The organism is Paenibacillus sp. MMO-58, assembly GCF_037146255.1.
In the GTDB taxonomy this organism is placed as follows: Bacteria; Bacillota; Bacilli; order Paenibacillales; family Paenibacillaceae; genus Pristimantibacillus.
On the sequence record NZ_JBBCVY010000002.1, the window covers coordinates 851247 to 871769 of the forward strand.

Consider the following 20523-nt stretch of genomic DNA (forward strand, 5'->3'; position numbering starts at 1 on the left):
TCCTTACCTCCTGACTATTGAAGTCAATGATGAAGCAGCGGTTTCATTTTCGTAATAACCTGCCGCATTTCTTGCGCGCATCTTTCATACATATGCTTGGCATCCGTGTTTTTCGTCGAGAGTCCAAACAGTTCCAAATCCGCTTCGATTTTTTTCAATAAGGCGTAAAGCTCGGCCTTCAGCTGAGGCTGGGGAACTTTAATATGATCATCGTAAAGATCCACATAGAGCTGACGGTAAGCATCCACCTGGCCAATAAAAACATTATCGAGCGACACGCCGATTTTCTCGAGTTCGGTTGCGAGCCATCTGCGGTTAAGACCAACGGTAGAGAGCGGCTCATCCAAGATTTTGCCGTCCATGATAACCGTTTGGGGCTCATGCTCGGGAGCTACCTTAATACCGAGATGCGCAGGGGTAAGCGGCTGATTTTCTCTCGTAAGCAGTACGCTGATATCACCGCTTGGCTCCATAATCGCGAATTCGACATCCGCTACGCGGAATACATCCTTCTTGCGCAGCTGCTCCAGCAGCTCATCGGAAGTCAAGCGCTCCTTCTTTAGATTGTCCTCCAGCACTTTGCCGCCTTTAATAAGAACGGTTGCCTTACTGTCGATAAGGTCGCGTCCTTTCTTGCTCTTCAGCTGCAAAAACTCGATCCCGACGGAAACAAGAACCCAACAGCCTAGCGAGATCAGACCCAAATACCAGTTCGCCTCAAGATCAAGCGATACGTATGCTGCGAGGTTGCCGATCGAAATTCCGGTAATGTATTCAAAGAAAGAAAGCTGGGATATTTGCCGTTTTCCCACTAATTTCGTCAGCAGGAAGAGGACCAATATCGCCAGAAAGGTGCGTAGAGTAACCTCTAACCATTCCTGCACAATTCTTTTCCCCCTGTCGCTTGTTTCTACGTTTAGATTATTTGCCAAAAGGCAGTTCCCAACACGAATAACCATTTTCCACAGCAGGAAAAAAGGTTCAGATTTAAGTTCCACTAATTTCCATGAATGTAAGAAGTAAAAGGCTGACATATTAGTTTTGTTGTCAAGTTCTTAAGGAGGTGTTGGATATGACCGTAGCATCCGATGTAAAAACATGCGTTGCCTCTTTAAAGAGCGCGCAGGCAAGCCTGGAGCAATTTGCCTTGTCCACTGAAAACAAAGCGGCTAAGCAACTGTTCGAGCAGGCGGCACAACAGACGCAAACCATCGTCGATCAAGTGGCCAGCCGCGTAAAAGAGCTGGAAAACGAAGAGCCGCAGTACGTAGGTTTCTAATGGACTTCGCATTCAAATGTTCTTCCGATCGCTTCTACAGAATCATTTGAATGCTTCGTCCTGAGCAATAGAAAATGGCCGTGCGATTTGAACGCACGGCCATTTTTCTTATTTCATTAGAAGCAGAAGAACAATAAGATCACAAGAAGCACGTAAAGGACAAGAACAAAGGTCGTAATCGACGGCCGGCGGCCGCTTGATGCTGCAACGCTTTTCATTGGCATTCCCCCAGTAGGCTTCTGCCATTATCGTATGCAGCTTGGGCGCCAGCGGTTCATTCCCTTATAGGCTAATGACGATTTCTTTGCCGGAAGGACTAACCGCCCGGATTCGATCATCATGCACGGACAGCTGGATTGACTGCTGCCATTGCTCAGGTTGAACCTCTTCCAGCGCGCCCGGCTCTCCGTAGACTGCAGCAATCAGAATATGCGTACCCGGCTGAAGCTTTGCCTGGAGCGTAGGAATCGCCGTCCGCTGATGCATTAGATTGGTATTGGACTGGGCTTGAATAAGCTCGGCTCGCTCATAGCCGCGAATGCCCGAGATTCCGCTGCCGCCAAAGCCGGTAAGACCGATTAAGCTGCAAGCTTGCTTGCTGACGGCAAGCGTTGCGTCAAGCGGAAGAGCAAAGCCTCCTTCGGCCGCATCCAGCTCTCTTGCAGTCTCGATCCGGTGAATCCTTAAGTGCCAAGGCAGTCCGGCAATCAGACAAGTCGTCACCGTTACATCCCGCCATGGCTTCCAGACAGACGTAAGGGTATCGCCATCGTTGTGGGTCTCTTCATTTTTCCGGCGGACGCGATACAGGTTGTCTCCCTCGCTTAAAGCAAGCATGGAGTCGTAAGCGCCTTGGGACAACCCCCACTCCGCACGGGGTACGCTAAAGCCAAAGGAAGCGGAATAAACAAATTTCTCGTATTTCGCCGAGGTATGAGTATGCTCGTTAGTACCGCGATGGCCGGCGTTAAAAGCTGCAATATGATCCCGCTCGCTATGCCTGCAGACAACAAGATGCGGGGCTAGCTGCACCGAAATAGCCGGCAGCTCCGGCAGAGGGAGCTCCTCTGCCTGCCAGAACGGATGATCGCCTGGCAAAGCGAGCGGCAGAAAGGCTTTAAATGCCCAATAGACGGAACCAGGCGCATTATAATTTTCGGCCATAATCAGATTGGGATAGCTGTATCCGACCGTTAGTATACCATCCGACGAGAAAATCGGCTGTTTTAACCACCACCGCAGATGGCGCAAATACAATCCCTTGACGACACCAAGCTCAAACGGCAGCACATCGGCGAAAGCATACGCCCCCCACAAAGCCCCCTGCGCGAAACGGTAAGTCAAGCTGCGTCCGTACGGAATTGCCCTGCCATCCTCGGCGAACCAGTTCACGAACTGCCCGGCGAATGAAACACTGCGTTTTTCGAAGCGCGCTGCCCGTTCGGGATCCTCTTCCTTCATCAGTGCCGCATACAGCAGTCCGCAGTAATGAAAAGCCAAAGGCACGTAATAGTCGCTATGACCGTTTACTCCGTCCTCGTACCAGCCATCCTCCAGATAAAACTGCTCCAGCCGATTCAGGTTCGCCTCAAGCTGATCCTTCGCGTAAGGAAGCCCAAGCTTATAAAAGCCTACATTAACCAGTACATGAAAGAACAGCCAGTTGCAATCATGAGCCTTGCGGCTGTTAATCTGATTCAACCAGTTGTAGAAATGCTGCTTTGCCTCAGCGCCGAGCGGCTCCCACAAACGATTCGGAGCAATAGCTAAAGCAAGGCCTAGCGAAGCCATCTCCACCAGGCGTTGATCGTAATCGGCAACCTCGCCCCAATACTCCTCATGCTCGGGATTGGTGCCGTTTGTTATTCCTTTCAACACCAGCTGCAGCAGCTCCTCATCCACCTTGGCCGAGCCTGCCGCAAGCGGCGCCAGCCCCCAGACTATACGGGAGAAGCCTTCCATCCCCGCAACTTCCGGAGCTTGTCCGGCGCCGGATCCGTTCAGGTCCAATCGTGCTCCACCGGCTGAATAATACGGCAGAAGCGGCTTAGTAAGCTGGCTGAAAGCCAGCTCCAGGTCTGCTTTGCTTCGCAGCGGATTCGAAGCGGTTGCCGCATTTACTCCCATGGAATCGTGACGCCTCCTTTAAGACGCGCGAGACCCTCCACAAAGAAATAATCGCCGTAAATAAGCGGTACATCCATGTTCTTTCGTTCCGGATAATGGCTGGTTCCATGCAGGATAAGTCCTTCTTCCTCATCCTCCCCAAACGAACCGTAGTTCTCGTACAGGGATTTCAAAATCCGCTCTCCGGCGCCGCGATAGCTGGATGCCTCCGGCGAAGGCACAAGCTCAGCCAGCAGCAGCAGACCGCATGCCGCACATGCCCCGGCTGAAGAATCTCGCAGCCATTTCGTCTCCTCCGGCGCACGGAAATCCCATACCGGCACGCTATCGTCAGGCAGCTGCGACAAGAAGAAATGCGATACTTGCTTGGCTGCATCCAAAAGGTCCTGACGGCCTGTATGCTTGGCGGCCAAAGTCAGACCATAAACCGCCCAAGCAGTGCCGCGGGACCAGGCGGACTCCGGTCCATAGCCTTGCCCGCCAATAAACTCGGCAACATCGCCGGTCAACGAATCAAACCTGACAATGTGGCGGACTGAGCCATCGGTACGGATAAAGTGATTCAACACGGTACCCATATGGGCTTCCGCAACATGGCTGTATCTCGGATCGCCTGTCTCCCGCGTTGCCCATTGCAGGAGAGGAACGTTCATCGCACAGTCGATAATCGCCCAGCCGCTGTTGTCTTCCCCTTCGCTCCAAGGGTTCCAAGCGCGAATGAAATTGCCTTTCAGGTTAAAGCGACCCATCAAGTAATTCGCAGCTTTCAGCGCTCTTCGGCGGGACTCTTCTCCGCCATTCAGCTTATAATTGATCACGCTGGTCAGAATCCACATAAAGCCGATATCGTGGTCGAGCCGGTCATAACCGTCCAGCACCTGGTCCAGCTTCCGTTCGCATTCTTCCGCAATCTGGCGGAAAGGAAGGTCGGCATTCGCTTCGCCTTCATGCAATAACCACAACAGTCCCGGCCAGAAGCCTGCCGTCCACCAGTGCGGAGCTTCAAGCACATATTTGCCGGCTTGGCTCGCATGCGGGAACTCCGCACCGATACGGGCACTTGTCCGCAGTACCTTTTGCACCGTTTGTTCCCAAGCCTCATTTACCCACGATGCGATTTCGAGCTGGCTGGCAGCAGCTGTATTTGTCATTTAGGATTCCACCTGTTCCTGAAATTTGAAGTTTAGTTTAAACGTCCTTTCAAGGGACTCATCATCTTTCGAAATTAGATAAATGCGATAATAGCCTTCTTCCTGGCCCGAATGATTGGAATAAAAGCATTCGTTAATGGAGATGTCCAAGCTTCTCGGTTCATAGGACAATAGAACCGAGCGCCGGGTCCCCTTCAAGACAATCTGACCTTCTGATCTCACATACGGCGGGCATTTGCTGACGATAGCTTCCGTGATTGCCCCGCCTTCAATGCTAAATCGGAAGGTATCCGTTACCTCAAGCTCGGGAAGTCCGGTTTTGTGCCAGACAAATTCGCGCTCAAGCGTTGCAAGTCCGCTGCCCGGGTAACAAGCTGCAAGCTCCAACTTAAGCCGGTCCGCTAGCTCTCCCTGTTCTACCCATTCCACGGAAGCCTTGCTCTCCGCGCCAACAGCCTGAAGCTGACCGTTCACAATCGGCAAGGAATGTCCTTGCGCTCCCGTACAGTCGTATTCATATCGGCCTTCGCCAAAATATTGCGCCGTATATTCCCCGCTCCCGAGATCGACGGCAAACGCGGGGTCATCTTCCGCAATCAGAATAAAATGGCCCACGTCATTATGATTATGAGGTTCATCGTTATGCCCGCCTTTGGCTGCAAAGCCAAAGCTGCCGAAAGCATTGTTTACCCGAGAAATCAGCCACTGGGCATCAGCCAAATACCAGCTGCCGCTTGGCCAATCCGATTGTCTTGGAGCTTCCGGCCTGAACCATAGCAAATTGCGCAAAGCATGGGCGAAGCGGCTGCAATGATCATCCGTAAAGCCTGCCCGTATAGTTAATGGTGCGTAGCCTACGTCCTCAACGTGAAAGGCAAAATAATCGGATAAGCCGATGTTTACGCTTACATGATCCGACGCATCCGAGAAGTTGGCTGGCCGGTTCTTCACGAGATACGCCTTTTGCTGGAATCTGGCGATAGTCCGTACGTGTGCGGAATCAAGCAAATCCACACACCCGCTGGTGGCGCGCTTCAGTAAGTCGGCGAAATAAACAAAGTAACCAAAGCCGTAATTCCAGTAACCCGGCCCTTCCGCGCAAGCTCCGTCTTCCCCAAAGCCGGATAGATAATGATTCATCGTCCCGATTGCACGGTGAATGACAGCCGCTTTTCGTTCCTTGTCAATGCCTAGCAAAATGGCGGTTGCTCCAATCGATCCGGCACATACGGCTGCCCAGTTGTGATCGGCGGCTTCCCAATGATAAGGAGGAAATCGATCATCCAGATACGGGGCAAATATTCTTCGTTCGATCTCTGCCTTAATATCCTCTCGCAGTGCAGTAGGAAGCGATTGTTCCGTAATCGTCAGAATCTCGGCCAACGCAAATCCGGTTTCGGAGGCAAATAAATCAATATGGCGGTCAACCGCATTCCCTCTCATATGAGCCGGCAAGCACCAGGTCATCTCCTCCAGAACCGCCTCAATCGTATCGATCAGGGCCTGGCGATATTCCGTTGAATCGGGGAAAAGACAATTCAGCAGTGCAAATGAAGTAAGCCGGCTTCTGCGTTCGAAATACAATCCTTCGTAAATCAGGCGGTTTCCATTCTTCTCGAACAGGTCATAGATCTCCCGGGTCAGAACGGGAATCGGACGATCAAGCAGACGTTCTCCCTCTACCCGAATCTCTCCAATCATGTCCGAGTAAGCCGGGGATTCCGCTATCCCTCTCCAGTCCACTTTGTTACCGGAGTACGTATATACATCGCTGGCCGCCCGTGGCTCATCCGTCAGCCACCCTTCCAGCAATTCTTTCGGCCATTCATAATTCGTCCGCAAGTTTCTTTCCTCCTAACCGCGATATTCGGTTGGCGTTAAGCCCGTCTGCGCTTTGAATGTCTTGATGAAATAGCTCTGGTTGTCATAGCCGAGCATTTCGCAAATCTCGCTTACGTAATAATTCGTCTGATCGAGCAATTCCTTTGCCCGCTCGATCTTCTGGTCGGTGACATACTCAATAAAGGTCAGGCCGGTCTCCTTCTTGAAGAAACGGCTGAAATAGCTTGGATTCATATGCAGATGCGCGGCTACTTCCTCCAGCGAAATCCGCTTGCCCAAATTCATCGATACGTACTTGCAGGCTTCCGAAACCTCGCGGCGTTTGCTCACGGGCAAGGCCTCTTCTCTGGCAGCGATGTAAGACTGAAGCTGCGTATGGAACCACTCGAACAATCCCCACAACGAATCGAAATAAACGATTTCCTTATGCAGCTTCTCGGCGGTTAAGGTCTGGGAGGCGAACAGCATGGCATGAAGCTTGAGCCTCATATCGATAAGCAGCTTCAGCACCCAATCCCTTACTTCCTCGGAAGCGTATTGTTCCTTGCGGATATGCGTTTCCCATTGGCCGGCAAGCGTTCTGATTTTTTCGCTGTCCTTCGACATAATCGCTTCGCGAATCTCCGCGGCGGCCTGGTCATATCTCGCAAGAAGCCCGGAGGAATGCGGGGCTCCTTTCTGCCATTTGGCCGTTTCCCCTTCGGACAAATAAAACCGCTGTTCATCGGCTTTGAGCAGGTTGCACAATGCCTGCTTCAGCAGCTGCGGATTGTCGCAGCCCGTTCCAATGAGAAAGGCCATCTGAATCTTCAGCACCTGTCCAAGCGTCCGCTGCACGGTTTGAAGGCTGGCCTGCACTTGATCGTACACATTTTGCTTGAGACCCGGCTTAAAAGCGAAGAGCAGCAAGGATTGCCTGCTGCTATAACCGATATGCACAACGCGCAACGGCAATTCGGCCAGCAATTCCTCCATCACGTTGCTAATCGCGAAATGCAGCGTCTGATCCGAATCGAACCGGTTCTTGATCAGGTTATAGCTTTCAATAAAACCGGCTACGGGAAGACATAGCTCACCGGGGTTGAACAACCCGTAGGAGCCGAAATCGCGCTGCCATTGCTCCGCGGAAATAAGCGGCTGCTGTACAAATTCGCGGAACAGCTTCTCCTTGCGCAAATCCTGGGTTTCGCTAACCATCCGCTTCATCTTGTTTTGCTCGGATAACAGCTGGCGTTCGCCGTCGAAGCCTTCCTTAAACTTCTGCAGCAGCCCAATCAATTCCTCCGGATCCAGTTGATCCTTAAGCAAATAATCCTGAACATCCATCCGCATCGCCTGTTGGGCATACTGAAATTCGCTATGGCAAGAGAGAATCACAATCCGTACCGATGGATTTAATTTTTTTACCCTTTGCGCGAGTTCCAGACCGTCCATCTTCGGCATACCGATATCGGTCACGAGAATATCCGGAATGTCCTCCTGCACATGCTCCCATGCCGCAAGTCCGTTCTCATGCTTGCCGGACAAAACAAGACCAAGCTTCTTCCAATCCACTACTTCCGATAACAGCTCGATTACCGGATAATCGTCATCGACTAGCATCACTTTATACATGAGGACGCCCCTCCTCCCGAATAGGGATATGCATGATAATACGTGTTCCTTCATCGCTATCGACGGTGATATGAAAAGCATCCCCAAACATAATCCGCATGCGCTCCGCGACATTCGCCACGCCAATTCCGGACATTCCGGGGCCTCTCGAACGCCCGGTTTCTTGAATCTCTTCCGCCTCTGATCCCGGAGCCGTAAGTCGCGCTCTCAACCGTTCCAATTGCTCAACATCCATGCCGATTCCGTCATCTGCCACCGACAGCTCGAGGAAGTGCTCGTTTCTAGCTGCCGTTATCCGGATCGTGCCGGCACTTTGGTTAAAGCCATGGATCAAAGCGTTCTCCACCAGCGGCTGCAAAATAAACCGGGGCACCCGAATATCAAAGGAGGTTACATCTACGTCCACCAGCAGCCGTGCTTCTTCCTTCTGCCGCAGATTCATTAGCTCGACATAATGCGTCAGCAGTTCGATTTCTTCATGCAGCATAATGGCGTCTTCATCCCGGCTGATCGTCATTCGCAGCAGCTTGGACAAAGAGGCAATCATCTTGGCGCTGTCCTGATCCCCGCTCCGCATGACTTTCATCCGGATCGAATTAAGCACGTTGAACAGAAAATGCGGATTAATCTGGGCTTGCAGCATCGCCAGCTCCGCTTTGCGTTTACGCGCTTGCGTGAGCGATACCTCGGTAATCATCTCTTTAATGCGATCGAGCATTTGGTCGAACAGAAAACCCAATCTACCGATCTCGTCGGCGCCGCGGATACTGGAGCGCACCTCCAGATTGCCCCGCTGCACGCTTGAAGCTACCTTCCCCAGCTTGATCAGCGGCTTTGTCAGCTGTCTCATCAAGAGAAGCAGCACCACGAGAAAGGCGATAAACGATACGATCTGGAATAAAAAGACCCGGTTAAAAATCGAGCTGATGTTCACGATCGCATCCTGATAAGGCTCCGTTGCTACCAGATGCCAGTCATTAAAGGAAAGATCCGCCGTTGTCAGCAGCAGCTTCTTGTCTTCGTCTTGAATAATGGACGAAGCGACGCGAGGATCCCTTTCCGCCATCTGCTTGCTGTATTCGAACTTCCCGTTTACTTGCTCCAGCTGAGGCGATGACAGGATTTTGCCGTCCCCGTCTACAAGGACGACCTCCTGGCTGCCCGTCAAGCTGCCCAGGATCTTGCTGAACTTATTCTCCATCATCGTCACAATAACGTATCCGTAAATCCGGGTACTGTCGAACCGGAGCGTTCTTGCAACCGAGATCTGATACGGACTGCTTATGCGGTCATAAGGAAAAATCGTCGGAGAAGTACTCACCCAATAAGACTGCAGCCCGGTAAGCTGCTTCAGATTGTTGAACCAAGACTCCTTCTGGAAAGTAAGCGGATCCATTTCATCCTTGGAGTAGTTCGTAAAGGTCTCCCCGTTGGTGAGAATAATGGTGATGTAGCTCTTCTCCCCTATATAAGTCAGCGTCTCAAGCTGCTGCATAATCCGGCTTGTTGCCGTAAACTTCTCGTACGGATCCAAATCCGTATTCAGCATCTTGATAAAGCTTGCTTTCATATCCGCGTTTGCCTGCAAATAATTCGCTGTGTTGAGCATGCCTTGAAACAGATTATTGATCGAACCGTTAACGAGCTGCATGGAATCCGTCGCATTTTCCTTCGCCTGACGTTCTACGGCTTCACGGGTTAGCGAGTTATAGATCAGCATCGTTAGAACGGCGGGTATGAGAATGCATATAACCGCTACTAAAGAAAGCTTCCCTCGAATGGAATGAAAATAAGACCTGATGCGGTACATCGCGTGAAGTCCCCCTTAGATAGAAAAGGGGGACAGTAATTCCCGTCCCCTTTGGATATTTATTATACCTTATTATTTTTTGTTCGCCGCAATAATTTCGTCCACGCGTTTCTTGGAGTTGGCAACGGTAGTATCGACGTCTTGGTTGCCAAGGATCAGCTTCTCGTACTCTTCGTTGATCGCTTTGTATACTTCGGCTTGATAAGAAGCAGGAGCGATAATTTCCGTTGCTTTCGAGTTCACGAGCGTGTTTACGAGACTGTCTTTGTCAACAAGCTCAGGGTTCTTCGTGCCGGCAAGAATCGTATCGATAATACCCGCTACTTGATCGTTGCTTACGCCGTTCCAAGCCGGAATGTTTTTGCCTTGAACGACTTGGCCTTCCGTTGTGTACCAGCGAACGAATTTATAAGCTTCTTCTTTGTGCTTGGAGCTTTCCGATACCGCTACATAGTCTGTCGTAACCGGAGTAATTCCGGATTGGTCGCTTGCATTGTTTTTCGGGAATGGCGCAACCGCCACATGGAACGTCAGAGGCAAAGTATCCGTGCCGCCGATTTCCGTGTTCATCCAGGAGCCGATTGTCAGCATGCTTGCCGATTGGTTAAAGAATTGGTTCCGGTAAGCCAGCTTTTGCGAGATCATATCCGAGTAAGGAACGGAGGACTTATCCTCTTTCTCCATTTTCACGCGAAGCTCAAGCGTCTTCTTGAAGTTAGGATCATCCAGGTTGGACGTACCGTCGGCTTTCAGGAATTCGGATCCGGTTGGCTGGTTCTCCATCATCAGCTTCAGGTATTCCATCCAGCCGCCGTTTTGCGGACCGTGGAAGTAAGTGCCGTAACGTTTTGTCGCGCCTTCGCCTTTGGTAAGCTTTTTCGCGTAGTCCGCGTATTCATCCCAAGTCCAGTCCGTCGGAACCGCAAGTCCCGCTTCGTCCAGATTGTCCTTGTTCAGAAGCACGTACCAAGGATTGAATTTGCCTGGCAGCGAGTACACTTTGCCGTTCAGGTGCGTATCGACTTTGTAGTCCTCTTCTACCTTGTAGCCGTCTTTCGCAAGGAAGTCGTCAAGCGGAGCTGCCATGCCAAGCGCTACGCGTTGTGCGTAACCTGCCGCATCGCTAAACATCATAACGTCGATTTGCTCGCCGGATGCTACGGCAAGATCGAGCTTTTTCATCGATTCCTGCGTATCGCCTTTTTCGCTCAGCTGCACAAGCTCAACGGTGACGTTCGGGTTCTTCTCGTGGTAAGCGTCCAGCGTTGCTTTCCAGTTGTACGCTTGCTCCGTGCCGTACGTGTAGAGGCGGAGTTTTACCGGATCTCCGCTAGCACTGCCGCCTGCGCTCGTGCTTGCTTCCGTCGAAGGAGCCGCGCTTGCGTTCTTGTTGCCCGAATCACTGTTGTTGTTGGAGTTTCCGCAGCCTGCCAATACTCCGGTAAGCAGTAAACTAATCGCCAATCCTGATGCCCATCTCTTTTTCATTTCTAAATGCCCCTCTCTGAAATGCAAGGTTATAGGATGTTGATAGTTTTCATTATAGTGAGCGGCAATCCGGTAAGGATGAAACTATCTTTACCTAAATTGCAACAAATTCGACTTTCTTGCTAACGCTTTCATGACCGTTACCCTTTTACGCCGCCTAATGCAATACCCTCGATAACGCTTTTTTGACCTATGATGAAGATGATAAGGAGCGGCAGGATCGCCGATACGGCAGCCGCCATAATTAGCGAGTAGAACTCGCCGCTAAGCGACGTGAACTTCTGCATAGCCAGCGGAATCGTGAACAGCCGGTCCGTGCGAAGGAAGATCAGCGGGTTCTGGTAATCGTTCCAGGTCCAGATAAAACGCAGAATCGCGTAGGTTGCAACTGCCGGTTTAACCAGCGGGAAGGCGATGCTCCAGTAGATCCGGAAATGGTTGGCCCCGTCTATTTTAGCAGATTCGATAAACTCCTGGTGAATACCCATAAAGAACTGCCGGAGCATAAAGGTACCCAGTACGCTGAAGCTGCTGAGAAGAATGAGTCCCCAGTGGCTGTCGAACAAACCGATCTGACGGTACAAAATAAACTGCGGAATCAGAATCGCCTGGCTTGGCACCATGTAAGTGGCAAGCACGATCAGGAACACGAAATTGCTGCCCTTGAATTTGATCTTCGAGAAGCCGTAAGCGGCAAGCGATGAGAACAACGCCGAAATACAGGTCGTGATGACTGCGATTTTGATGGAATTCAAATAATATTTCCAGAAGGGATAGTCCCCTACCCATACTTCCTTATAGTTCTCGATAGCGTGCCAGTGGCGGGGAATCCATTCGATCGGATAGACAAAGACGTCCTTCTCGATCTTAAACGAGGTGACCAGCATCCAGATGAACGGAAGCAGGAACAAGATACTGACGGCAAACATGAGGACGGTTAGAACGCCTTTACGCCAGTTGAAAGCTGTGTTAGATGTCTCCATGAGGTTGGTCTCCTTCCGTTAGTAATTAACCCATTTTTTCTGCGCAAACCATTGTCCGAAGGTAATGAGAAGAACGAAGATAAACAGCATGGCCGCGATCGACGATGCGTAGCCGACCTTCAAATTCACAAAAGCCGTATCGTACAGATACCATACCATCAGCGACGTGGAGCCGATTGGCCCGCCTTGCGTCATAACCGCGATAATGTCGAATACTTTAAAGGTGGAGATGATGCCGGTTACAAGCAGGAAGAACGAAGTTGGCGACAGCAGCGGGAAAGTAATACGCGCAAACTTGGTCCAGCCGTTCGCCCCGTCAATATCGGCCGCTTCGTACAAATCCTTCGGAATCGACTGCAGGCCCGCGATGTAAATAATCATGTTGAAGCCAATCGATGTCCATACGACGATCATCATAATGGAAGCAAGCGCGAAATGCGGATCCGCGATCCATTTCGGCGGGTTGCTGACTCCGAGCGTATGCAGAATCTGATTGATCGGGCCGTAAGACGGCTGGAACAAGACCTGCCACACGATCGCTACGGCGACGATGCTGGAAATGTAAGGCATGAAGTAAGCGACCTTGAAGTAGCTTTTCAAGTAAACATGGCGGTCAATGATAACGGCGAGCACCATGGAAATCAGCATATAGATTGGTACGGCTAGCAGGAAGACAAAGTTATTGCGAACCGAGCGGATGAATTGATCGTCGTGGAACAGCTTCTTGAAATTGCCGAAGCCAACCCAATCAATCCCTTTCCAGCCCTGAACAAAGTTCCAGTCGGCGAAGCTAAGTACGATTGTCGCAACAATCGGAAGAAGAACGAGAATACATACGCCAATGAGCATCGGGCTCACGAACAGCCATCCGGCCAGTGTCTCTCCGCTTTGCAGCGAGCGTACTTTTTTCGGCTTCTCCAGCTTGCCCATCACTTGCGGTGAAGTCTCCATCTTAAGCACCTCGAATTTCTTAGAATAGTAGGAAGTAGTGAAGTTGTTTTTATTATAGAGAATGAGGGAACGCGACCTATGCCGTTATTTTTACTTTTTTCTTGTTAGAATTGACTTCTTGGCTGGGGAGTTGTTGAACGTTGCGTTTCTGGGGGGCGGTTGGTTGGAGATCGGGAGGTTCTCTTGGATTCTAACGAAACGTGGTAACGTTATATGGCGGAAAACAGCGGTTTTGCTGATCTAACGAAACTGCATATCGCTATTTAATCGTTTCGAGGCTAAAAATAGGGTAAAGCCGGGAATAACGATACGTAGTTTCGTTAGAAATAGAAAGTCTCCGATTTGGGGCGAATAGCGATACGTAGTTTCGCTAGAAAAAGAGGCTGCCCCATGATGGGGCAGCCTCGGGCTGTTTTATAGTAAGAATACTTAATATCCCGCTAGAAGATCAAACGTTAGTCCTTCTCAATTGGCATACTGCCTTTATAGCCGCAAACCGGGCAAGTAACGATACGTTCATTGTTAACTCCCATTTTTAGAGCAAAAGCAAAATCCTTCTTGGATAACTTAAATGGACTGCGGCATGCCGGGCAGACAAAATGCGTGGATTTGGTACGGAAATCGATGTACTTGTAAGTTAACAGAAAGATCAACGCCAGCGGGACAACGATTTGAATCAGGATGACAATCGGGTTATCTTGATTCATAATATTTCCCTTCCTTCATTGAAATTCAACTTCAGAATACCACAGTTTTGACTGTGTAGCCTATATTTTCAGTCTATAAATAAAAAGAGCTGTCCTTACGACAGCCCCTCCTTCTCTTCCGATTCAATTACAGCAACGGCCCGAACCGGCGACCCGTCACCGCCGGCGATCCGCAGAGGAAACCCGTAAAACATAAAGTCACTATCAATGGGAAGACGATCCAGTCCCTGCAATCCCGTATAAGTAATGATATTGATCCCGAGCAATGCCCGCTCCAATTCTTCCGTCAATTCACCGCCAACAAACGGGGCCCGCAGAGAGGCAAGGCGTTCAAAACAATCCAATCCTGCCAGCTCGCAGAAAAATAACCCTCGCCCTTCCGGCCACGCCGAGTCTCCAACCCGAACTAAACGCGAAGCACCAAAAAATCGTTCCACCGGCAGCTCATCCAAGGTGGCCGCACCGGCATGCATATGCGACGGAGCATCTACGTGTGTTCCGGAGTGGCTGCCCATGAACAGTTGCCGCAGCTCCCAGGTATGACTCTCGTAGGTATGAGCGATCTTGACACGCACCTCCGGATCGCCGGGATATACCGGCATACCATCTTCTATTGGTAAAGATAAATCAATGACTTTCACCGTTGCTGATTGCTCCTTTTAGCTTATTTTAACGATCGGTATCCACAACTCGACATCTATTTCCTCCGTGAATACCTGTTTCTCGAGACCCGCCACTATGTCTGGCCCTACCTGAATCATAGGCCCTTCAGCTTGCTCGTAACCGGAGGAAGGAAACCATTCTCCGTAAATACGATGCCACTTTTCCCTCTCCCAAGGAACCTTTACCTCAAAAATAACCCACGTCATAGCCGGTACAATGAATTGAGAAAAGTTATCTGGACAAGATTCAGTGGAAGCAACAGTCATGTAATAATCATATTCGCGTTGCATGCGACCACCTTCAGCGAAACTTACATGCAAAATTCCGTGCGGCTCTGCATTGTTTAGCGACTTAAGCTGGGTATACGTTCTCTCGCTTGTAGACTTCCATATCTGCTCTACACCCGGGTGTTCTCCATGATCAATTGCCACAACCCGGTTACTTACTCCGATTAGTTGCAATGCTTCCTTTTGCTCGATTCTGTATCTCATTGGCTCACTGCCTCCTATCGATATTCGGAAGGTCATTGGAGGATATGAGGTTAATGAGCGGTTAGTCATTCTCGCTTCCGTTGGCGTGATACCATGTAAATTTTGAAAAGCCCGCGTAAATGAATCCGGAGAATGGTATCCGTATTTTATGGCAATGTCGATTACTTTGACGGTTTTGTCCTGCAAATCAAACGCGGCATGCGTCAGACGTCTGCGGCGGATATATTCTTGAAGCGGTATACCTGCCAAATAAGCAAACATTCTCTTAAAGTGATACACTGAACAGAAAGCACGCTTTGCGATCTCTTGCTCATCAATCTCGTTTTCAAGATTTTGTTCGATATAGCCTAACGCTCCATTTAATTGCTCCAGCATATTTTCGCTATGACCTCCTTCCTTCTTTAGAATAGCAGGGAGATGTTGCTAGCATCCGACAGTTCCAGTTCAACTTCTGCAGGGTGGACTTCATGAGAAAGCCTCTATCGTAGCCTTGCGAAGATGCAAGACCGCGTTTAGTGGTAGCCTTTATCGCCATATAGAATTTTAGTTACCGCTGTCTTGGAACTTATAAATTCTATAGCGGTAAAAAAGACATATAAACTTCCTTCCCTTGGATCAACGTAAACCCAAGTTGGTTATATAAAGCACGAGCCGGGGCATTATTTTCATCCGTTTCGAGCTGTAGTCGCGCTGCTTTTCTGGATGCGGCTAAATCAATAGCATGCTGTAAAAGCGTCCTGCCTACACCCCTTTTTCGATGCTTGGATGATGAATATAAAGCTTCAACACGCAATACGGGAAACCCTCTGTTGAGCGTGAAATCTATCCAGTGGCATAACTTCCAAATTCAATTGTACTTCCTCCAATCGAACTTTAATTGCTCCGTTATTTTAAGAGCCAGCTGACGGCATCTAATAGATTTTCAGCCACGTAGTCTGGGGCAGCTTCAAGCCATTCGCCAAAAAAATGATCGGATTGGAATTTCGAAATCCTTTTCCCCCGAACCTGTTGTTACTAAGATATTCACACATCCTGCTCTATTGGCAGCAATCATGTCTGTCCACCTATCGCCGATTACGTCGTACCGTCTCTATCAATAAAAACAGCCTGCAATCTATTAAGCATATTCCACCACCTCAAGTTATAATCAGCACTCCATATATCACCAAATAATTGCCCTAAGCTTATCCGTTAAATTTACAGGTATAGCGTAACCTTTTCCGCTATACGTATCTACGAGTAAACCGCTGCGTCCATCCTCTTTAGCAATGTTCAACACGTACTTCTTCTGCGAACCATCGTCCAGCGCAAGATACATGTAAAAGAGAACACCATAATCCACTTCACCTTTTATTACTTCCGCTCTGGTAATCGCCTTTTCAAATACATTAAGTTCATCTGCTGCCTCAAAAATCACAACATCCGTCTCTTTAAATGAAGCTGGCATCACGGTCTTGCATTCATCCGCGCATACTATGCTAATTTTATCAATTTCTTTTCCGTCTAATACATCGTTTCCACAGCCTGTAATACCTAGAATCATCATAAATATAACTATTAAAATCCATCCTCTTGGCACTTTTTTCGCCTCCAATACACCTGTTTCTTTTCCTATTGACGAGTTTAAAATCAAAATGTTTCCATATTTCCTGCAACTAAAGTTACTCACTTTTCGTTAAGAGACTTGAAGAAAACTTCCAATTATTTCTGTGTGCATATACAGTTCTCCATGAAGGCAGAAGCCGCCATCGGTTTCTTCTTTATGTTTATATATAGTAAATTTAACGGTTAGGGTTTATTTTCTCCTCTCCTATGCCGTTAACAAAAGAGAGCAAGAAACATTTTCCATGGAAAGGGAAGGGAATTAGTGAAGGAAAACATCAGAGGAATTCTGTCGTTCAAGCTGATCCGTGGCTGGCTCGCAGCCGTACTTGCCATGACGCTTGTCATGACTAGTCTTGATGGAGTCGCACAGGCGGCGACGACGGATACCGTGACAGGCATCGAATGGAGCTACGCGGAGTCCGATTACAATCCAAGCACATCATCGCTGGAAATGTACGTCGAGGACGGCACTGTTAACCTTACCGTGCTTGCGTCCATATCGGGCGCAACCTCCAAAAAAGACGTAACGACCGACGTAACTTGGAAATCATCCAACAGCTCTATAGTCAAAATTGATAAAGGCGTGTTAAGCGGCGTCGGCAAAGGTACTGCCACCATCACCGCTACCTATAAAGGGTTCTCCTTATCGATCAAAGCGACTTCGGATTACGTATACAACCAGGTTACCATTATGCAAAACGGACAAGCAGCTCCCGCTGCGTTAACCGATGTGCTTCTTGGACAATCGCTTGTCTTCACGCTTGACGGAGACGGAGAGAACGTTACCGACGATGCGACATGGACAACTTCCAGCTCGTCCATCGCTACCGTCGATGATGGCCGCATCACGCTTGTTGGTGCAGGCACGGTTACGATCACGGCGAAATACAAAGGCAAGTCGGATGCTATTAAACTGACGATCTCTTCGCCTTATAAATCCATTGCTATCACTCCGGAAGCGGCTAACGGTCTGTTGGAGCTTGAAATTGGCGGCGATGATTACAAACTGGAAGCAGACGCCGTATTGAAATCCGGTGAAACTTCAGATGTCACAAACGAAGCCAAATGGACAAGCGCTAACACCAAAGTCCTTACTGTAAACAAAGGCGTCCTTACTGCCGTCAGCGCAGGCAAAACGACCGTCACGGTCTCCTATCTGGGAGTATCCGATACGCTGACGGTTGTCGTCCGCACGCCTTACCAGTCCATCAAGATTGCTCCGGAGAAGGAATTCCATATGCAATTGCAGGACGCTCCTCTGCAGATCAAAGCGGAGGTGCTCAGCAATTCGAACGCCACTTCGGACATCACAACGGTAGGCACATGGACTTCTTCCGATGTTACCATCGCCACCGTGGATCAAGGCAAAGTCATTCCGAAAGCGGTTGGCACGACCAAGATTACCGTGGCTTACCGTGGGGTTAGCCGCAGTATCGATGTGACGGTATACCCAAGCATTACTAAGCTGAAAGCTGAAAAAACGTCAATCGACGGGTTCAAAGGGATTGAAGGCGAGCTTCCGAAAGTTACGGCAACCACGTTCGACGGCTCCAGCGTTGATGTCTCGAAGCTAGTGAAATGGACCGTAGCGGACGATGAGATTGCCGAGCTTAAGGATGGCCTCTGGACCGCCAAGCAGCTTGGCGAGACAACCTTCACGGGTACCGTGCAGGATCTGAAGGCCACGGTAAAGCTTGTTGTGCATTTGAAGCCAATCAAGCTTTTATCCGAAGCTAAAGACATGAGCATTATTTTGGGCAAAGAAACGAATCTTCCAAACGTTACGGTCGTCTACGAGGACGGTACGGAAGCCGATATTTCCGAGGCGATGGAATGGAATACGACATCCGACAACATCGTTTTGCTGGAAAAGACGTTAAAGGGTCTGGAAGCTTCTAACGTTACCTTAACCGGCAGCTATCTGAACAAAACCGTCTCCGTTCGCGTTAAGATCGAAGAGGAAATCGTTAAGATGGTTGTTGAACCAACGAAGCTTGAGCTGAATCCGGGACGATCCAAGGCGGTTAAAGTCACGGGATATTACAAGGACGGCAAGAAGGTTTCCATCGGTACCAAAATGAACTGGGTGGCTGCAAACGAAAATGTTGCCACGATCAGCGGTTCATCTTCCGTTAAGGCCATTGATGTGGGAACTACCAAAGTGACGGGCAAATACCAAGGCAAAACGGTTGAAGTTCCCGTTACGGTTACGCCAAAGCTGAAATCGCTGCAGCTCTCCAGTAAATCCGCGCAAATGTCGGCGGGCGACACTTTGACGATCAGCGTGCAGGCCATCTACTATACGGGCAACCCGGTGAACGCGACGAGCAGCGCAGCATGGACCTCCTCTAACACGTCCATCGCTACCGTCAAGGATGGCAAAATTACAGCGGTACGCAAAGGCAGCGCAACGATTAAAGCCGCCTTCGGCGGTAAAACTGCCTCCATTCGCGTCTCCGTGAAGTAACTATTTTTGAAAAATTGAAAAGCCCTGCTCACAGCATTTTTAGCTGTTGAGCAAGGCTTTTTTATATTAGTGACATTTGACATTTGATTAACCCTTGGCGTGCTGCGAGAAATACTCGGCTAATACGATCAAGCTTTCCTCTCTTAATACGCCCCCAAGGATTTCAGGCTTATGGTGGGAATGTCCAAAGACAATCTCTGAGCACCGACTCCCCTTCTCATTCAAGAGGTCGCATAAATCCATATCGCTTGCCGCGAAAACCAAACGTCCCAGCTTGGTCCACACCATCGCCCCACAGCACATAAAGCAAGGCTCGCAGCTGGAATACATGGTGTATTCCCGCAAATCGGTTATATGCGTTTCTGCGCAAAATCTCCGCAGCAAGCCTGCTTCCGCATGAAACGTTGGATCCGTCGCCGAATAAATCTGGTTCTCGCTCAAGTATACGATTTCGCCATTTTTGACCAGTACCGCTCCAAAAGGTTCATTGCCATTCTCTACGGCTAACTTAGAAAGCTTGATAGCTTCTCTCATAAAAATCTCGTCTTGGGTCATTTTTCATTTCTCCTCTATGTAAAAAAACTATTGAATCTCAACAACGGTTACATAAGAAACCTCTTGGATCAGTGGAAGCATTTTTTCAATCTCAAAGTTTGTGGGCAACTTTACGGTGATGTCCACTGAAAGTTCAGAAGAGTCTTCAAGTTTTTCCGTATGAAAATGCAATATCGATATATTTCTATCTTTGAGGAAGTCTAAAATATTGTTTAAAACATCCGGCTCGTTACGCAAACGGATAGATAATTGTTCCGTCCTCGGTGCTGCCAGCCAATTGATCTTGCTATGCAGCAGCTTTTGCGCGGCAAGAATAAGAATCGTTGTGCCGATTCCCACAATGTAAAGATCCGCGCCGATCGCCATGCCTATGCCCGCAGTTAACCATATTCCGGCAGCCGTAGTCAATCCTTTAACCGTTTGCCGCTGCATGAATATCATTCCCGCGCCAAGAAATCCGACACCGCTCACCACTTGAGCCGCAATACGCGACGGATCAAGCGCAATATCGCCTTTTCCAATCATGTCTTGAAAACCGTATTTAGAAATTAACATCATTAGAGCCGCGCCGGCTGCTACTACGAAATGCGTTCGGATGCCAGCCTCCTTCATCCTGCTCTTTCGTTCATATCCGATAAGTGCCCCACACATGCCCGCCAAAATAATCCGCAATAAAAATCCGTATTCCATGATGCTTCCTCCTTTATCCGTTTTTAAACCTATTGGCAATACTTTTAGTACCTGCAACTATAACAAAAAGCGACCGTGCATGTCAGCACAGTCGCTTTTT

Annotated in this window: 19 protein-coding genes; 2 read left to right on the forward strand and 17 right to left on the reverse strand. The window is 49.3% G+C overall.

From position 1 onward, the window contains the following. Positions 1-23: 23 nt before the first annotated feature. Positions 24-884: a DUF421 domain-containing protein gene (locus WFJ73_RS09715; RefSeq protein ID WP_336772825.1), complete on the reverse strand. Its 861-nt coding sequence runs from the start codon at positions 882-884 to the stop codon at positions 24-26. A gap of 188 nt (positions 885-1072) precedes the next feature. Between WFJ73_RS09715 and WFJ73_RS09720 the strand changes: the two genes are divergently transcribed. Next, on the forward strand, positions 1073-1279 hold the full coding sequence (locus WFJ73_RS09720; protein WP_336772826.1) for a DUF1657 domain-containing protein: 207 nt from the start codon (positions 1073-1075) through the stop codon (positions 1277-1279). 282 nt (positions 1280-1561) lie between these two features. On the opposite strand, the gene WFJ73_RS09725 is transcribed toward WFJ73_RS09720, so the two are convergent. The 14 genes from WFJ73_RS09725 to WFJ73_RS09785 form a co-directional block, all read right to left on the reverse strand. Further along, a complete protein-coding gene (locus WFJ73_RS09725) occupies positions 1562-3406 on the reverse strand; it encodes a DUF2264 domain-containing protein (protein WP_336772827.1) in 1845 nt (614 codons plus the stop codon). Continuing rightward, positions 3397-4557 carry a glycosyl hydrolase gene (locus WFJ73_RS09730; RefSeq protein ID WP_336772828.1) on the reverse strand — a complete coding sequence of 387 codons (1161 nt, stop codon included), beginning with the start codon at positions 4555-4557 and terminating at the stop codon, positions 3397-3399. Before WFJ73_RS09730 ends, WFJ73_RS09725 begins: the two co-directional genes overlap by 10 nt. Further along, positions 4558-6399, reverse strand: a complete 1842-nt coding sequence (locus WFJ73_RS09735; protein ID WP_336772829.1) for a hypothetical protein — start codon at positions 6397-6399, stop codon at positions 4558-4560. Positions 6400-6411: 12 nt separating this feature from the next. Further along, on the reverse strand, positions 6412-8013 hold the full coding sequence (locus WFJ73_RS09740) for a response regulator transcription factor (RefSeq protein ID WP_336772830.1): 1602 nt from the start codon (positions 8011-8013) through the stop codon (positions 6412-6414). After that, positions 8006-9823 carry a sensor histidine kinase gene (locus WFJ73_RS09745; protein ID WP_336772831.1) on the reverse strand — a complete coding sequence of 606 codons (1818 nt, stop codon included), beginning with the start codon at positions 9821-9823 and terminating at the stop codon, positions 8006-8008. The genes WFJ73_RS09740 and WFJ73_RS09745 overlap by 8 nt, the downstream gene beginning before the upstream one ends. Before the next feature lie 72 nt (positions 9824-9895). Further along, on the reverse strand, positions 9896-11311 hold the full coding sequence (locus WFJ73_RS09750; protein WP_336772832.1) for an ABC transporter substrate-binding protein: 1416 nt from the start codon (positions 11309-11311) through the stop codon (positions 9896-9898). Positions 11312-11451: 140 nt separating this feature from the next. Continuing rightward, entirely contained in the window at positions 11452-12294 is an 843-nt protein-coding gene (locus tag WFJ73_RS09755; RefSeq protein ID WP_015845612.1) for a carbohydrate ABC transporter permease, read from the reverse strand. An 18-nt stretch (positions 12295-12312) separates the two neighbouring features. Continuing rightward, positions 12313-13245, reverse strand: a complete 933-nt coding sequence (locus WFJ73_RS09760; RefSeq protein ID WP_336772833.1) for a carbohydrate ABC transporter permease — start codon at positions 13243-13245, stop codon at positions 12313-12315. Positions 13246-13700: 455 nt separating this feature from the next. After that, positions 13701-13952: a hypothetical protein gene (locus WFJ73_RS09765; RefSeq protein ID WP_336772834.1), complete on the reverse strand. Its 252-nt coding sequence runs from the start codon at positions 13950-13952 to the stop codon at positions 13701-13703. A gap of 95 nt (positions 13953-14047) precedes the next feature. Then, positions 14048-14593, reverse strand: coding sequence for a cyclase family protein (locus tag WFJ73_RS09770; RefSeq protein ID WP_336772835.1), 546 nt, complete (start codon positions 14591-14593; stop codon positions 14048-14050). Between the two features lie 18 nt (positions 14594-14611). After that, positions 14612-15481 (reverse strand): AraC family transcriptional regulator, encoded by an 870-nt coding sequence (locus tag WFJ73_RS09775; protein ID WP_336772836.1) that lies wholly within the window; start codon positions 15479-15481, stop codon positions 14612-14614. Between the two features lie 199 nt (positions 15482-15680). Further along, positions 15681-15899, reverse strand: coding sequence for a GNAT family N-acetyltransferase (locus tag WFJ73_RS09780; protein WP_336772837.1), 219 nt, complete (start codon positions 15897-15899; stop codon positions 15681-15683). 153 nt (positions 15900-16052) lie between these two features. Continuing rightward, entirely contained in the window at positions 16053-16160 is a 108-nt protein-coding gene (locus WFJ73_RS33365; protein ID WP_442955932.1) for a hypothetical protein, read from the reverse strand. 108 nt (positions 16161-16268) lie between these two features. Further along, entirely contained in the window at positions 16269-16685 is a 417-nt protein-coding gene (locus tag WFJ73_RS09785; RefSeq protein WP_336772838.1) for a hypothetical protein, read from the reverse strand. A gap of 288 nt (positions 16686-16973) precedes the next feature. Here WFJ73_RS09785 and WFJ73_RS09790 point away from each other — a divergent pair, with 288 nt between their 5' ends. Beyond that, on the forward strand, positions 16974-19178 hold the full coding sequence (locus WFJ73_RS09790; RefSeq protein ID WP_336772839.1) for an Ig-like domain-containing protein: 2205 nt from the start codon (positions 16974-16976) through the stop codon (positions 19176-19178). Between the two features lie 87 nt (positions 19179-19265). On the opposite strand, the gene WFJ73_RS09795 is transcribed toward WFJ73_RS09790, so the two are convergent. Beyond that, positions 19266-19733 (reverse strand): nucleoside deaminase, encoded by a 468-nt coding sequence (locus tag WFJ73_RS09795; RefSeq protein WP_336772840.1) that lies wholly within the window; start codon positions 19731-19733, stop codon positions 19266-19268. Positions 19734-19760: 27 nt separating this feature from the next. Beyond that, positions 19761-20423 carry an MgtC/SapB family protein gene (locus WFJ73_RS09800; protein WP_336772841.1) on the reverse strand — a complete coding sequence of 221 codons (663 nt, stop codon included), beginning with the start codon at positions 20421-20423 and terminating at the stop codon, positions 19761-19763. Positions 20424-20523 lie beyond the last annotated feature (100 nt).